The sequence below is a fragment of the Undibacterium sp. GW821-FHT07F11 genome, assembly GCF_059418665.1.
In genome coordinates, this window is sequence record NZ_JBWKQH010000001.1 from 359,741 (window position 1) to 373,584 (window position 13,844).

At 51.1% G+C, this 13,844-nt stretch carries 13 protein-coding genes and 1 pseudogene; 5 read left to right on the top strand and 9 right to left on the bottom strand.

The annotated features are described in order from the left end of the window. Positions 1-4: 4 nt before the first annotated feature. The 3 genes and pseudogenes from dndC to AC07OI_RS01565 form a co-directional block, all read right to left on the bottom strand. Positions 5-1,480 carry a DNA phosphorothioation system sulfurtransferase DndC gene (gene dndC, locus AC07OI_RS01555; protein WP_495256066.1) on the bottom strand — a complete coding sequence of 492 codons (1,476 nt, stop codon included), beginning with the start codon at positions 1,478-1,480 and terminating at the stop codon, positions 5-7. Continuing rightward, positions 1,477-2,598, bottom strand: a complete 1,122-nt coding sequence (gene dndB, locus AC07OI_RS01560; RefSeq protein WP_495256067.1) for a DNA sulfur modification protein DndB — start codon at positions 2,596-2,598, stop codon at positions 1,477-1,479. Before dndB ends, dndC begins: the two co-directional genes overlap by 4 nt. Positions 2,599-2,752: 154 nt before the next feature. Further along, positions 2,753-2,869, bottom strand: a pseudogene (locus AC07OI_RS01565) (GntR family transcriptional regulator); the annotation flags it as partial. 283 nt (positions 2,870-3,152) lie between these two features. Here AC07OI_RS01565 and AC07OI_RS01570 point away from each other — a divergent pair. Further along, positions 3,153-3,398 carry a hypothetical protein gene (locus AC07OI_RS01570; RefSeq protein WP_495256068.1) on the top strand — a complete coding sequence of 82 codons (246 nt, stop codon included), beginning with the start codon at positions 3,153-3,155 and terminating at the stop codon, positions 3,396-3,398. A 51-nt stretch (positions 3,399-3,449) separates the two neighbouring features. On the opposite strand, the gene AC07OI_RS01575 is transcribed toward AC07OI_RS01570, so the two are convergent. The 5 genes from AC07OI_RS01575 to AC07OI_RS01595 all read right to left on the bottom strand — a co-directional run bounded on the left by AC07OI_RS01575 (position 3,450) and on the right by AC07OI_RS01595 (position 7,747). Next, the gene (locus AC07OI_RS01575) at positions 3,450-4,430 is read right to left on the bottom strand and encodes an extracellular catalytic domain type 1 short-chain-length polyhydroxyalkanoate depolymerase (protein WP_495256069.1); all 981 of its coding nucleotides are present in this window, start codon (positions 4,428-4,430) and stop codon (positions 3,450-3,452) included. Positions 4,431-4,628: 198 nt separating this feature from the next. Beyond that, the gene (locus tag AC07OI_RS01580) at positions 4,629-4,886 is read right to left on the bottom strand and encodes a hypothetical protein (protein WP_495256070.1); all 258 of its coding nucleotides are present in this window, start codon (positions 4,884-4,886) and stop codon (positions 4,629-4,631) included. An 8-nt stretch (positions 4,887-4,894) separates the two neighbouring features. Further along, positions 4,895-5,230, bottom strand: a complete 336-nt coding sequence (locus tag AC07OI_RS01585) for an ArsR/SmtB family transcription factor (protein WP_495256071.1) — start codon at positions 5,228-5,230, stop codon at positions 4,895-4,897. A 422-nt stretch (positions 5,231-5,652) separates the two neighbouring features. Next, the gene (locus AC07OI_RS01590; RefSeq protein WP_495256072.1) at positions 5,653-6,792 is read right to left on the bottom strand and encodes an ABC transporter substrate-binding protein; all 1,140 of its coding nucleotides are present in this window, start codon (positions 6,790-6,792) and stop codon (positions 5,653-5,655) included. A gap of 430 nt (positions 6,793-7,222) precedes the next feature. Then, a complete protein-coding gene (locus AC07OI_RS01595) occupies positions 7,223-7,747 on the bottom strand; it encodes a MarR family winged helix-turn-helix transcriptional regulator (protein ID WP_495256073.1) in 525 nt (174 codons plus the stop codon). A gap of 246 nt (positions 7,748-7,993) precedes the next feature. Between AC07OI_RS01595 and AC07OI_RS01600 the strand changes: the two genes are divergently transcribed. Then, positions 7,994-9,250, top strand: a complete 1,257-nt coding sequence (locus AC07OI_RS01600; RefSeq protein WP_495256074.1) for a flavin-dependent oxidoreductase — start codon at positions 7,994-7,996, stop codon at positions 9,248-9,250. 152 nt (positions 9,251-9,402) lie between these two features. Here AC07OI_RS01600 and katG read toward each other — a convergent pair whose 3' ends face one another. Continuing rightward, a complete protein-coding gene (katG, locus tag AC07OI_RS01605) occupies positions 9,403-11,589 on the bottom strand; it encodes a catalase/peroxidase HPI (RefSeq protein ID WP_495256075.1) in 2,187 nt (728 codons plus the stop codon). Between the two features lie 374 nt (positions 11,590-11,963). Between katG and AC07OI_RS01610 the strand changes: the two genes are divergently transcribed. From AC07OI_RS01610 to AC07OI_RS01620, 3 genes are all read left to right on the top strand, one after another. Then, positions 11,964-12,212: a DUF3297 family protein gene (locus AC07OI_RS01610; RefSeq protein WP_492703914.1), complete on the top strand. Its 249-nt coding sequence runs from the start codon at positions 11,964-11,966 to the stop codon at positions 12,210-12,212. Between the two features lie 186 nt (positions 12,213-12,398). Continuing rightward, on the top strand, positions 12,399-13,151 hold the full coding sequence (locus AC07OI_RS01615) for a tRNA-uridine aminocarboxypropyltransferase (RefSeq protein ID WP_495256076.1): 753 nt from the start codon (positions 12,399-12,401) through the stop codon (positions 13,149-13,151). A gap of 212 nt (positions 13,152-13,363) precedes the next feature. After that, positions 13,364-13,798, top strand: coding sequence for a MarR family winged helix-turn-helix transcriptional regulator (locus AC07OI_RS01620; RefSeq protein WP_495256077.1), 435 nt, complete (start codon positions 13,364-13,366; stop codon positions 13,796-13,798). The last annotated feature ends 46 nt before the right edge of the window (positions 13,799-13,844 follow it).

Genomic DNA, 13,844 nt, shown 5'->3' on the forward strand with positions numbered 1-13,844 from the left:
GTACTTAATCCGGCAACAAAGAGTCATGCTCATCATCTTCTATCAATGATTCGTTGCGAGGATTATTTAATTTCATTTTTTCAGTTTCAAGTGCAAAGTGCAGCGCGTCTTCTTCATTCCTAAACGAGTGAAATTGAAGGACTTGTTCTAATTTATCTAGATGGATTGAGCGCTTATTTGATTGCTGGGTTTGAAATTGCACTGCTAAAAGTGAACGCGTCAGGCGATATAGTTCTTCTCCAGCTTCTGGATCTACATCTTTGCTAATTGATTTTAATAGTTCAAGATCTTCACGCTCTAACGGTACTGGTTCAATTTTTTTCCCTGGATAAGTAAGCGAAAAAATTTCCTCATAAATCTTGGGGACTATGTCTTCAATTTCGCCTTTGTTTTCTAACCAAATCCGCCGAATTTCATCTAGCTCATCGATCGAAATTAATTCTATTGAGCGATAGTTGGCTACTTTGGCCGCTTCCTGAATTACTTTCTGAGTAGCCAAAAGTTCTCGTAATATTTTCTCTCGATGACTTTGTAAATATGGGCCATGCACAAGCCTGCCATTATTTACTTGAAGCCGACCATTCATGCGTCTGAAGTCGCGCAAATGCCTGTCATCAGTCGACAAATTGATATTGCGAAAATCAAGAATAGGTTGCATCCAACGCTTTTGCTCGTCATTTTGTACCATCGCTTGCATAGACTTGTCTTGAGATACCATTGTGCAGACATAACAACCAAATCTACTATCGCCGCAGCTTGGCGTCGATTTATCTACGACAATGGGGCATTCCGCATCAGGCGTTGCTCCACGATATATGCTGAATAACTCTTGATTGTCCACACCCCAAGGGTTTGGTTCAGTAATGATGTATTCCCATACGTTATCGCTATTCCAAGTTTCGATAGGAAGATAAACCCAGACCCTCGATAGCTTTGGATCTTTGTTGCGACTCAATTTATCGCGAGTACTACCTTCATAGTGGTCCATCACTTTGTCACGTGCCTGACTCTCACCACGTCTTTGGCCAAGCACAAGAATTGCTTCGCCACGATTTTCAGACAAATCATGAATAAATTGAGTAGAAGCGCTGATTTTCAGCCGATCTGTACACCACCTAAAACGATTCCGCGGCGCAGGGTAACCTTTACCGATCAAATTCACCCAAAATCGGTTTTCAATTGAAGGCTCAAGTCGATGCGCCTCAATAGGCAAACCCTGTACTTGGGCGGCACGATTAATACACTCTAACGAATTGATCACCCACGTTGCTATAACCGGATTTTCTACCAATGTATCAGTACTGATAACGTGTATATCTTTGCTGCGCTTTTCTTTTGGCAATGCCGCGACTGCGTTCCAAATAAGCTGCAGTGAGGCCGTGGAATCTTTGCCACCGCTATATCCGATAATCCAAGGGATGCTATCCGAAAGATACAACTCTTGAATTTCCTTTGAAATCTCTTCAACTGAAGTTATCACTTTTTGTTTTTCCTTACTACTTTATTTGGGCTACGTGCTTGTAATGCCTCTTCAGCAATTTGTTCTTCAGGCGTTAGCTTCAAACCTAATACTCGTTTAATTTCGTTTGTGGTTAATACTATGTTTTGACCTGATTTTGACATCGAACCACCTATCATTGCACGACCTTCCCAGGTCAATGCGTTCTTGCGTGACCAATCAATTTTCTTTAATTTCGTCAGCACTTTGTTCAAATCGGGTTTCGGCAATTGATAAATAGTTCTGCCAACCCTACCAAGGGCCTGCAATACGATCGCATGCGAATGAATAAAATCACGCCGCACTTCCCCTGCTGTCATTTTGGATTCGCGCACATAAATCCATTCAGGTATTTGCGCACCAACTACCTCCCAGTACTCATGACATTTTTGTGTTGCTGCCGTAAAGTCTTCCAGTTCTTTCTCAGGTAACAATTCAATAATTGCGTAGTGCAATGCACTTAAAGTAAATAATTTTCGCGAGCGTTCTGATAATGAAGATCGCTCTGTCTCTATCAAATTATTAAATACCTTTGACGTCAAACTGAGATGACGAGCAACATTGGCAGCAATACTTCTGTGGTCGTAAAGTATTCCTAACGACGCAGAAGTCTTCACAGCATAACGATTTAGATCAGCAAACATTTGCTGACATCGGTCCAAACCTTTATCCAAGAAAAAGACTACTGCTATAGTTTCATCAGCCAACTCTGGTGCAGTAAGTAGCGCCTGTTCTATCGCTGCCCGCCGATGTTGCCCATCATTAACAATAAATTTTGCATCCATTGAGACCGTCAAAGCTCCCATACGGAAACTTGTCACATCTTGCGTGCCAACTGGGGTGAACTTTACTTCCCCGTCGATAGAAACGGTAATTGCAGAAAATGTATAACTATCTTTATTTTCGACAATATAACGAGCCATTTCAGGTATGCGGGCTTTATTCAAAGACCGCTGCGCTCTTAGCTCAGGAACAAGCTCTTCGTCATCAAAAGAGAACAACTTTGTCAACAAGCGCATAGGACACATAGAGACATAGTATTCATGCCCCGCCTGTATTCCTCGGATTGCTGGGAAGTTATAAGAGAAATTGCTCGTCATAATGCGCGCGATTTTAACATGTTTGGGTTTTTACATACAAACGTATGTAAACAGCGAACTTGGAAAACGCAACACTTATAAATTTCTCATTTGGAATACTGTATCTGGCTTCGTCGTATGCGCGCGTGATCGTCGTCAGATCGACGTCCAGCTATGCTGCCAACTGGCGTTGCGGAGGCAGGCGGTCACCCGGTTTCAGCGATCCTTCTGCCACTGCCGCCTGCAAGGCATCTGCAATTTGCAAGAACCGTGGCCCGCCGTGCACGGCCAATCGCGGCTACCAGGTTGGCAAATTTTTGTCTTGTGTGTTTTTCAACTGGGACATTTTGTCCTCATGTATGGAAATTACTTTCAGGTAGTATGCATGAGGAAGTGGAGCAACACTGTCCTTGCAGGGCAGTCGTTGAGGTTTTCACCGCTCTCATCTGCATTCGGCAGCTTACTTTGCTGGATGCCTGTGGGGATGGTTTGAAACTGAGGCCTAGCTGCCGAAGCAAAGTTTTAAGCTAGTGGGCTTCACGATAGATAGTGGTAATAGCCAGGAAATACACAAAATGATGGATTGGATACCTATAGTCTTGGTTACGTTCAAGGTGCTCGTGCTTGCCGTGGGCATGTTCTTCGCCATCAAGTGGCATTACGATCAAGGGACGAAGGAAAAGGACTACGCGAAAGAGCATCGCGCGGTGTTACGCGCGAGTGGCAAGGTGGCCGTCATCTTCATGCTGTCGCTCGTATGCCTGGGACTCTTCACCTTTGTTCTTGCCAGGACCTTCGGCTTGGACTTGAGCTTCCCATGATGGCTAAGAGTAGTTGGCCGATATGCAGTGATAAGGCAGGCTGCACGACGCTCAGGATTGTTGCCGCTTAAAAAACTCCCAAATCATTTCTGGCCCATTCGGTGCCATTGGCGACGGGCCTAGCAGGCGGGCGCGGCGGTAGTAGGGTTGCGGCAGGCCATGTCCACCGCCGTGGATGGCGACGAGTTGGACTTCGGTTCTGGGGTCTTGCTTCCAGCTTATACGTTCCACATCGACGCCTGATATTGCGGTCTTCTGCATCGTGGGCGTGCCTGTGATCTTGTTCAGGTTTGCGAAATATTGTGCTGATGCGCGTGCATTGAGTACGTCGCCGCATTTGTAGAACAGGCCTAGCAGGTTCACTTCGCCGCCCTTGTATGGCACTAGCGGGTCTTTGGTGCCGTTCATGATCATGACTGAGGTTCCGCCAGTGCCTACTGGCTTGCAGCGGAAGTTTTGGGGTACATGTACGCTGGCGGACACTGCTGCTACGGCGCGGAAGCGGCTTGGGGATTCCAGGGCCAGGCGTAGTGACATGACGCCGCCTGCGGATACGCCGGTGGCGAATACGCGGGTCTTGTCTGTGCCGAGGTCGTTGATGAGTTTGTCGGTCAGGGCGTTGAGGAAACCAACGTCGTCGATGTCGCGGCCGTTGACCTGGTAGTCGCCGACCTTTCCGCAGTCGTTCCAGTCAAAGCTGTAGGAGTCGGGATAGGCGATGGCGAAGCCGTGTTGATCGGCGAGACGCTCAAAGCCGTAGCCGGTTTCTACGCGTATATCTTCTGCGCTTTGGCCTGAGCCGTGCATGACCAGCACCAGGGGTGCGCCTTTGGGCAAGTCGCGTGGAACATAGCTGATGTAGGTGCGCTTGATGCCATCTGCTTGTATGCTGCCTTTTTGCAGTGTGCCAGACAAGGCTGGGCGGACGGGTGCGGGCGAATAAATGAAGTAGGCGAACAATGCGCCGCACAGGGCGATGAGAGCAAGCAGGCCGAGCAGGCTCCAGGCAAACCAGCGTAGTACTCGTTTCATCTTGCGCCTTTAGTGGCTGGGAGCGTGAACGGAAGCATGACAACAATAAGCGAGTAAAGCGCCGTGGACACATACCAGCGAAACGATGACACATGGTGCATTTGCTTAACTCCTGATGGCCGCCAGGCAGCGCAGATAAACAGCGGAAGACTGCGCGCTGATTTAATTATTCGATGATTCGAATATTCGACCACTCGACTATTCAACTTCGCGAAGTATCTTTTCTACCGTCACGAGTCTGCCCTGAATTTCTGCCAGGGCTGCAGTGGTTGTGGTCAGCGCGGCTGCTGTCTCGGCCTGGCTTGCGGCTGCCTGTGTTGCGAGGGCACGATAGGCTTCGTCCTGCCCGAGGCGTACCCGCGCCTGCAGGACCTCGGATACGTATTTCATGAAGAAAATGATGACTGCGGCAGCGGCAGGGAAAAAGAACGCGGCGAAAAAGGCATTTTGAGACATGGTGACCTCTAGGATTCTGGATTGTTGTTCAGGGAAGCCGCAGCGGTAGCGATGCTGCGTGGCGAGAGCGTAATGGCGAAACTGCTTACTTCAAAGTAATTGAGTGCTTTGCCATCATGGGACAGTTCAAGCTGGCTGGTGACCAGGCCCGCAGCCTCCAGCTTTTGCAGGTGCAGATGCAGCAAGGGGCGGCTGATGCCTACTTCTCGCGCCAACTGGCTGATGTAGTTGCGCCCTTGCGTCTCAAGCACGGCGATGATGCGCAGGCGGTGCGGGTTAGCCAGCGCCGCCAACACTTCCAGCAACTGGTCACCTGTGATCGCATTATTTTTTATTTCTTTCATGTGTAAACAATACCTGACACGTGTCACGATGTATACGTATTTTTATTTATTTTTGGACCAGAGGCTTCGGCTGTGAGTGGTCAGGATTGCGTTTTTTCGCAAGGGAGGAATGAGCTCATGATGGCATGGAAAAACTCTGGCCGGGCTGTTGAACTACTGGCAAAGCTTGCGATGTTCCTGCTTGCGGGCTTTTGCTTGCGGGCTTTTTTTAAGCAGGTTCGGATAGGGTTACGCAGGCGGGCAGAAAAGTTAACTACGTAGGGCGGGCCAGTGCTGCGAGAGATGCTCAATCGCCTGACGCTCTTCTACAATGGAACCTGATAGCGAATGCAGCGAGGGTGTGGCAAGGGCTGGCACGATCCATGTTATGGATGAATCGCGCCTTCTTGATCAGTTCAAAATTTCATTACTTTATTAACGGCTTACGGCCCAACTGCCTTCCAATTTCCACCTTGTATCGTCAGCATCACCCTCGCCTTTTCTTCCAGACCGAAATGGTCATTCGCTGTGTAATGCAAGACACCCTGGGTGATAGGAATATCGATTTCAGATTCCATCGCATCTTTCAGTGCAGTACGGAATTCTGGGGTGCCGGGTTTGGCTTTTTTCAGGGCCAGGGGGATGACGCGGTTGAGTAACAGATATGCGTCGTAGCCGTGGGCGGCGAACTGGTTTCTGGTGCCTTCGCCATATTGTTTTTCATAGCGGTTGGTGAAGTCTGTGGCCAGTTGTTTTGACGGGTGGTTGTCTGGCAGCAGCTCGGGCAGGATGGCGAGGCCCGCGACGACGAAGGCGCCTTCTACGTCTTTGCCACCGAGGCGTATAAGGTCACGCGATGCTGCGCCGTGGGTCTGGTAGATTTTGCCTTTGTAGCCGCGTTCTATCAGTGCCTTGTGTGGCATGGCCGAGCCGCTACCGGATGCGCCGATGAGGATGGCATCTGGCTTGGCGGCGAGCAGCTTCAGGGTTTGTGCGGTGACACTGGTGTCGGGCCGATTGAAACGCTCTGTGGCGACGGATTGCAAACCATCTTTGCTGGCAGCAGCAGTGATGGCTTTGAACCAGGTTTCGCCATAGGCATCAGAATAACCAAGATAGGCGTAGGTTTTGACGCCTGTTTTTTTCATGTGATCTGCCACCGCATGGGCCATGAGCGGGGTGGACTGGGCGACGCGGAAGGTCCATGCGCCTTTGCCGGGTGCAACCTCGACCGGTGAGGTAGAGATTTGTGGCACCTTGAGTTCGCTTGCCACTTCTGCCAGGGCAACAGATGCAGGTGTGGCGGTGGAGCCGACGATGACGTCTACCTTGTCGTCAGTGATGAGCCTGCGGGCGTTCTTGCTGGACTGGGTGGTGTCGGATGCATCGTCGAGGATGATGAGTTTTACTTTTTCACCACCTATGGTTTCTGGCCACAGACCTATGCCGTTCTTGGTGGGGATGCCCAGGCCAGATGCAGGGCCGGTCAGGGGCAGGCTGACGCCTATGGTGATGTCGGCATGGGCTGTGCCTGCGACGGCTATCAGCAAAGCCAGCATGGTGGGTTTGATGTTGAATTGCATTGCGGTCTCCTGAATTATTGTTGGTGTTGCAGATGCGTGGTGTGGGGTATTGTTGCTTTTCGCTATTGGCCTTGTTTGCTGGCTGGGCTAGCAATTTTTGTTTTTTTATTACGGCACATTATTGTTATGTCGTATAACAGTTATTCAATATAATAATATTTTGGGTGGGATGCAAGTGGGGATTTGGATTTTTTGGGTTTCGCGTTGACGACGATGTAGCCATTGCAGCACGAAACTTCGAATTCGTATTCCGTAGGTTGGGCCGGGCCTCGCTAGCATCGTAGGTTGGGCTACGGGGTATCAGCCCAGCACTCGGCCTTAACAAACATGTACATTATTTATACGCCCAGTGTTGGGCTGATGAAGCGTAGCCTAGCGAGGCCCGGCCCAACCTACGAAATTTGCAAGCTTGTTTGCACAAAACACACTCTCACTTCGGTTCCATACACAACTTCCCCAACAAGGCACGCAACTGCTGACGCTCCTTCACCGTCAAGTGCTGGCTAACCCTGTCATCATGTTCCTTTACTGCCTGCTTGTATTTCTCCAATTGCTTCTGCCCCTCTTTGGTGAGGTGCAGGTTGTAGGACCTGCGGTCACCTGAATCCTGGCGTTCCAGCAGGCCAGCCTGTTCAAAATTGTCGATGATGGCGACTACGCCTGAGCGAGCGATGCCCATCACTTCTGCCAGACGTGTCTGGGAGATACCGGGGTTGTTGCTGATGATCACCAGGGAAGAAAAGCGCTGGGGGGTGATGTCATATGCACCCAGGCTGGCGGTAAAGTCTGCATAGATGGACAGCTGGGCGCGGCGTACTGCATAGCCGGTGAGCTCTTCGAGGATATCGTAGTCTATGCCTTCTATGCGGGCGTTGAAGGTGGGGGCTAGCGCCATGCCGGCCTGGCGCTTGGGCTTGGTTTGAACTTTGACGGTGGCTGGTTTTTGTTTGGGCATGGTCAGGCAATATGAATGAATTTGTTGTTTGAAGTATTGTACATGCTGAACTATTTTAAATTAGCCAAACCACATTGAATGCATATTCCCAAAATGCAAGAAACAAATAATGTGTTTCTGAGCGGCCAATCATTGCCTGCAAAAAATTGCAACACAGCTTGTGTTACTTCAAATAATTGTTATACAGTAGAACAATTAATCCGTGCATTGGAAATAGCGTGGCATCATAAATTGTTGGAGGAAGACATGAAAGTGGTAATCGCCGGTGCCGGTATAGGCGGCCTGACTCTTGCATTGATGTTGCATGAGCGCGGATTCGATGTTGAGGTGTATGAAGCAGTCAATGAGATCAAGCCGCTGGGTGTGGGTATCAATTTGTTGCCGCATGCGAGCCAGCAATTATGCCAGTTGGGGTTGGAGAGTTGTCTGGCTGAACGTGGTATAGAGACTTCATCGCTGTCTTATTTTAATAAATTCGGGCAAAAAATCTGGCAAGAGCCACGTGGCCGTGCGGCTGGTTATGACTGGCCGCAATATTCAATACACCGTGGTGAGTTGCAGATGACTTTGCTGCAAAAGGCGATCGAGCGCCTGGGCTCAGCGCGCATACATCAGGGGCATGCATTCACCTCATTCGATCAGGTGGCTGACAAGGTGATTTCTACTTTCACCAGGCAGGCGGATAAAGCGGCGGTGCTGGTGGAGTCTGATTTGCTCATTGGTGCTGACGGTATACATTCGGCAGTACGGCGCTTTTTATATCCACAGGGCGATCAACCGCGTTTTTCTGGCCGCATGTTATGGCGTGGGGTTACGGAAGCCGCACCATATATGGATGGGCGCAGTATGTTTATGGCGGGGCATCAGGACCAGAAATTTGTTTGCTACCCTATCTCTGAGCCATTGCGGGCGCAAGGCCGTTCGCTGATTAACTGGATTGCAGAGTTGCGTGTGCCTGGTGGTGAATTGCCAGCGTCGGACTGGAACCGAAAAGTCGATAAATCTACTTTCAGCAAACCCTTTGATAGCTGGAACTGGGGCTGGATAGATATTCCTGGCCTGATCGAAGCGGCAGAGGTGGTGTATGAATTCCCCTTGGTGGACCGCGACCCTTTGCCGCGCTGGACTTTTGAGCGGGTGACGCTGCTGGGTGATGCTGCCCACCCAATGTACCCGATAGGTTCAAACGGCAGTGCACAGGCAATACTGGATGCGCGCTATCTGACTGACTGTCTCGTTAATGAAGCGAGTATTTTATACGCGCTGCGTGAGTATGAAGCTGAGCGTTTGCCACGTACGACGGGTATCGTATTACGTAACCGCATGAACGGGCCTGAACAGGTGATGCAGATGGCTGAGGAACGTGCTCCTCAGGGTTTTGCAGACGTGAATGAGGTGATTGCGCAGGCTGAGCTTGAGGCGATTTCTTTGCGGTATAAGCGGCTGGCGGGGTTTGATAAGGATGCTTTGCGTGTAGCGGAGAAGCTCAGTCTAAAAGTGTAGATTGAGGCGCACCTTGCCAGGTCGGCCCTCATCAGGCTGCGGGTTACAGTCCAACACTAGGCGTTTAAATAACGTATACTTTTTTTTATGCCCAGTGTTGGGCTGATAACCCACAGCCCAACCTACAATAGTGCAATCAGTTTATTTGAATATCACAACAAATCAAACCTGTCCGCATTCATGACCTTAACCCAGGCCCGCACAAAATCACGCACAAAAACCTGCTGCGCATCGCTACTGGCATAAACCTCTGCCAATGCCCGTAGTTGTGAGTTGGAACCAAAGACAAGGTCTACTACGCTGGCTGTCCATTTCAGCTCACCGGTTTTTCTGTCGCGGCCTTCGAGCTGACCGGCAGTGTCTGACTTTTGCCATTTGGTTCTCATGTCCAGCAGATTGACAAAGAAGTCATTGTTGAGTGTCTCTGCATGTTTGGTGAGTACACCTTTGGCATCAAGTGCGCGCAGGCCACCTACCAATACTGTCATTTCTGGTGCACTCAGGTTCAGCAGTTGGGCTTTGTCGATAAGCAAGGCTGCGGCTGTGTCTTCCAGACCTTTGCGCAGGTAATTGCGGAAACCGTCTGCCTGGGGTTCGAGAACAGCAAATGATTCTACGTCAGTCTGTTCCTGGCTGGCGTCCATGCGGCCTGGGATGAATGGCACGCTAACGTCTTGACCGGCTTTTTTAGCAGCAGCTTCAATGGCGGCGCTGCCTCCCAATACGATCAAGTCGGCCAGCGAGATTTTTTTACCGCCAGATTGTGCTGCATTAAATTCTGCCTGTATGGCTTCCAGTTTTGCCAGCACCTTGGCCAGTTCTGCTGGCTGATTAGCTTCCCAGTCTTTTTGTGGTGCCAGGCGTATGCGTGCACCGTTGGCACCGCCGCGCTTGTCACTGCCGCGGAAGGTGGATGCAGATGCCCAAGCGGTATTGACCAGTTGTGAAATCGACAGACCGGATGCCAGCAGTTTGGCCTTGAGGCTGGCGATGTCTTTGTCATCGACCAATGCATGATCAACAGCGGGGATGGGGTCTTGCCAGATCAGTTCTTCTTTTGGTACCAGCGGGCCGAGGTAACGGGCGATGGGCCCCATGTCGCGGTGCGTCAGTTTGAACCAGGCGCGGGCGAAGGCATCTGCCAGTTCTTGCGGGTTTTGCAGGAAGCGGCGGGAGATTTTTTCATACGCAGGGTCGGTACGCAGGGCCATGTCTGCGGTAGTCATCATGGGTGCGTGGCGCAAGGATGGGTCATGCGCGTCTGGCACGGTGGTTTTGGCGGCCGGGTCTGTCGGTGTCCATTGATGGGCACCAGCCGGGCTCTTGGTGAGTTGCCATTCGTAGCCGAACAGGGTTTCGAAATAGGAGTTATCCCATGTGGTGGGCGTTGGTGTCCAGGCACCCTCTATACCACTGGTGGTGGTATGCACACCCAAGCCTGTGCCAAAGCTGTTGGTCCAGCCCAGACCCTGTTCTTCAAGACTACCACCTTCTGGTTCTGCGCCGACAAGGCTGGGGTCGCCAGCGCCGTGGGCTTTGCCAAAGGTGTGGCCACCAGCGACGAGGGCAACGGTTTCTTCGTCATTCATGGCCATGCGGGCGAAGGTTTCGCGGATATCGCGGGCAGAGGCAAGCGGATCTGGTTTGCCGTTCGGGCCTTCAGGGTTGACGTAGATCAAACCCATTTGTACTGCAGCGAGGGGTTTTTCGAGCTCGCGGTCACCAGTATAGCGCTGGTCATCCAGCCATTTGCCTTCTGAACCCCAGTAGATATCGTCTTGCGGCTCCCACACGTCAGGGCGGCCACCGGCAAAGCCGAAGGTCTTGAAGCCCATTGAGTCAAGCGCGACATTGCCGGCCAATATCATCAGATCTGCCCAGGACAGTTTGTTGCCGTATTTTTGTTTGATGGGCCAGAGCAGGCGGCGTGCCTTGTCGAGGTTGCCATTGTCAGGCCAGCTATTGAGGGGTGCGAAACGTTGCGCACCTGCTCCACCGCCGCCGCGACCATCGCTGGTGCGATAGGTGCCCGCGCTATGCCAGGCCATGCGTATGAAGAAAGGACCGTAATGCCCATAATCAGCAGGCCACCAGTCTTGTGAGTCTGTCATCAGGGTGTGCAGGTCTTGCACGACTGCATCGAGATCCAGGGTCTTGAAGGCTTTTGCGTAATTGAAGTCCTTTTCCATGGGATTGGATGAAGGAGAGTGCTGGTGGAGGATTTTGAGATTCAGTTGATTTGGCCACCAACCTGCGTTGGTTGGGGAACCGGCCACGGCAGTTAAGTGGGTACCAGCACGGGCGCTGCCTGAGAACGGACATTTTGCATCGTTAGACATGTTTATCTCCTTTGATTGAGTGACACGCGAACTCATTTCATCAAGAGAGTGTGAGATGAGTTCTACTACCTGATCGATTGTAGAGATGGAAATGTAATAGGTATACTTGATTTAATTTATTGATTCGATTTGTTTTGACTATCGAAACACTAGTCGCCCGTGCCAACATGCCTTTTGCAAAGTCAGGTGGCTACATGTACCGTCTATATGTACCTTATGCACCGTTCAGATGACATCTTTGTTGGCTCTGGCTCTCTGGCTTTGGTATTTGGTACATTCGCAATTGAGCTGAACACTGTCATGTATATTATCTTATTTGCACCAAAATATCTGAGTCATTGAATCGTCAGCACTTCTAAGGGATAATTGCGACCATGAACGACACTACACAATACCCCCCATTGCCAGATCGCCTGTCGGTTGATCCGCGCAGCCCTTATCATGTTGCCGCCGTGTTTCAACACGATGTCGGTATTAAGCTCAATGGCAAAGAGCGTAACGATGTAGAAGAATATTGCATCAGCGAAGGCTGGGTCAGCGTTGCCGCTGGCAAGGCACGTGACCGCAAGGGTAATCCCCTGATGATCAAGGTCAAGGGCGTGGTTGAGGCTTTTTACCGCTGATCGCTATTACTTTTTGCAGCCGGGTACTGGCTTTTGCAGTGCCCGCTTCATCAGGCCAGAACTGGCCGTCTGGGCGCATGGCTAGACAGTCATGACGCCAAATTTTCCCAAATAATTTGCCTGCCTGTTTGCTGTTTGAACGGGCATACTGTTTTTGTTGCCTGCATGCTCAATCCTGATTCAGCTATGAAGCCCACTCCTCTGCCACATGCTGTATCCCGTTTGCGCTCTGCCCGTCTGGAACGTAGTACCAGGCCGTTTCTGGCACGTGGCGGTCCCAAGGGTGAGCGTTGCAGTGGCTGCAGGTTGATCCTGAGTCATTGCCTGTGCGAATTGCGTCCCATCATGCCGACCCGCGCCGGAGTATGCCTGCTGATGGCCGAGCACGAGACGCTGAAACCCAGTAACACTGGCTGGCTGATCGCCGACGTGGTGCCTGATACCATGGCCTTTGGCTGGGCGCGCACTGAAGTTGACCCGGCCTTGCTGGCGGTGTTGGCTGATCCGCAATGGCAACCATATGTGGTGTTCCCAGGTGAATTTGTGGCACCACAGCGGGTGATTACGGAGTTACCGCCTTTGGATACAAAGCAGAATAGTCACAAACGCCCGCTGTTTATTTTGCTGGATGCGACCTGGCCAGAGGCACGCAAGATATTCAAGAAAAGCCCTTACCTGGCGCAGTTCCCCGTGTTGAGTCTGTTGCCGGAACAGTTGTCACGCTATCGCCTGCGCCGCTCACGGCGAGATGATCACTTGTGTACGTCGGAAGTAGCGGCCTTGTGTCTGGGACTGGCGGGTGAAACTGCGGCTGCACAGGCGCTGGAGATGTATCTGGATTTGTTCACTGATCATTACCTGCGGGCCAAGCAGCAATTGAAGGTGGAGTGGGAGGATGAATTGCATTTGCAGATGCGGGAGTTGGTGGGGGAATTGTAGAGACATATATATTCCGTTGTAGGTTGGGCTACGTCTTATCAGCCCAGCACTCGGCGTTTAATAACGTACGTGTTTATTGCGGCCCAGTGTTGGGCTGGTGAGGAGTAGCCTAGCGAGGCCCGACCCAACCTGCGCCCGTGCCAACGCTACTTACATTTGCTGACTATCCCAAATTGCGTTACGCTAGCCTTCTCCAAAGAAGCTTTTACCAAATGAGCACCCGTAAACCACCTCTCCTAGCAGATCATCTGTGTTTCAACCTGTACTCTACGTCACTGAAGATGACGCAGTTGTACAAGCCGCTGCTGGCTGAGTTGAATCTGACTTATCCGCAATACCTGGTCATGGTGGTGCTATGGGAAGAAGAAGGCCTGGGGATACGTGATCTGGCAAACCGGCTGGGACAGGACTCTGGTTCTATCACACCTGTGGTCAAACGGCTGGAGGCAGAGGGTTATCTCTTGCGTAACCGCGACCCAAAAGATGAACGCAACCGCGTGCTGACCTTGACTGACGCTGGCAATAAACTGCGTGCAGCCGGTGTACGTATCAGCCAGAAAATTGCCGCTGCCTGCGACTTGCAGTTGTCTGACTTCCAGCAACTCATGGCGGGCCTGAACAAGCTGGGCCGTCACCTCGACCGTTGAAGCCCCCCCCATAAATCGAAGGTAAAAGAAAAAATATTTAAAATTA

What these genes read in the sequence shown, in the direction of transcription:
- dndB (WP_495256067.1), bottom strand. Translation starts at nt 2,598, where the DNA reads ATGACGAGCAATTTCTCTTATAACTTCCCAGCAATCCGAGGAATACAG.
- AC07OI_RS01570 (WP_495256068.1), top strand. Translation starts at nt 3,153, where the DNA reads ATGATGGATTGGATACCTATAGTCTTGGTTACGTTCAAGGTGCTCGTG.
- AC07OI_RS01575 (WP_495256069.1), bottom strand. Translation starts at nt 4,430, where the DNA reads ATGAAACGAGTACTACGCTGGTTTGCCTGGAGCCTGCTCGGCCTGCTT.
- AC07OI_RS01580 (WP_495256070.1), bottom strand. Translation starts at nt 4,886, where the DNA reads ATGTCTCAAAATGCCTTTTTCGCCGCGTTCTTTTTCCCTGCCGCTGCC.
- AC07OI_RS01585 (WP_495256071.1), bottom strand. Translation starts at nt 5,230, where the DNA reads ATGAAAGAAATAAAAAATAATGCGATCACAGGTGACCAGTTGCTGGAA.
- AC07OI_RS01590 (WP_495256072.1), bottom strand. Translation starts at nt 6,792, where the DNA reads ATGCAATTCAACATCAAACCCACCATGCTGGCTTTGCTGATAGCCGTC.
- AC07OI_RS01595 (WP_495256073.1), bottom strand. Translation starts at nt 7,747, where the DNA reads ATGCCCAAACAAAAACCAGCCACCGTCAAAGTTCAAACCAAGCCCAAG.
- AC07OI_RS01600 (WP_495256074.1), top strand. Translation starts at nt 7,994, where the DNA reads ATGAAAGTGGTAATCGCCGGTGCCGGTATAGGCGGCCTGACTCTTGCA.
- katG (WP_495256075.1), bottom strand. Translation starts at nt 11,589, where the DNA reads ATGTCTAACGATGCAAAATGTCCGTTCTCAGGCAGCGCCCGTGCTGGT.
- AC07OI_RS01610 (WP_492703914.1), top strand. Translation starts at nt 11,964, where the DNA reads ATGAACGACACTACACAATACCCCCCATTGCCAGATCGCCTGTCGGTT.
- AC07OI_RS01615 (WP_495256076.1), top strand. Translation starts at nt 12,399, where the DNA reads ATGAAGCCCACTCCTCTGCCACATGCTGTATCCCGTTTGCGCTCTGCC.
- AC07OI_RS01620 (WP_495256077.1), top strand. Translation starts at nt 13,364, where the DNA reads ATGAGCACCCGTAAACCACCTCTCCTAGCAGATCATCTGTGTTTCAAC.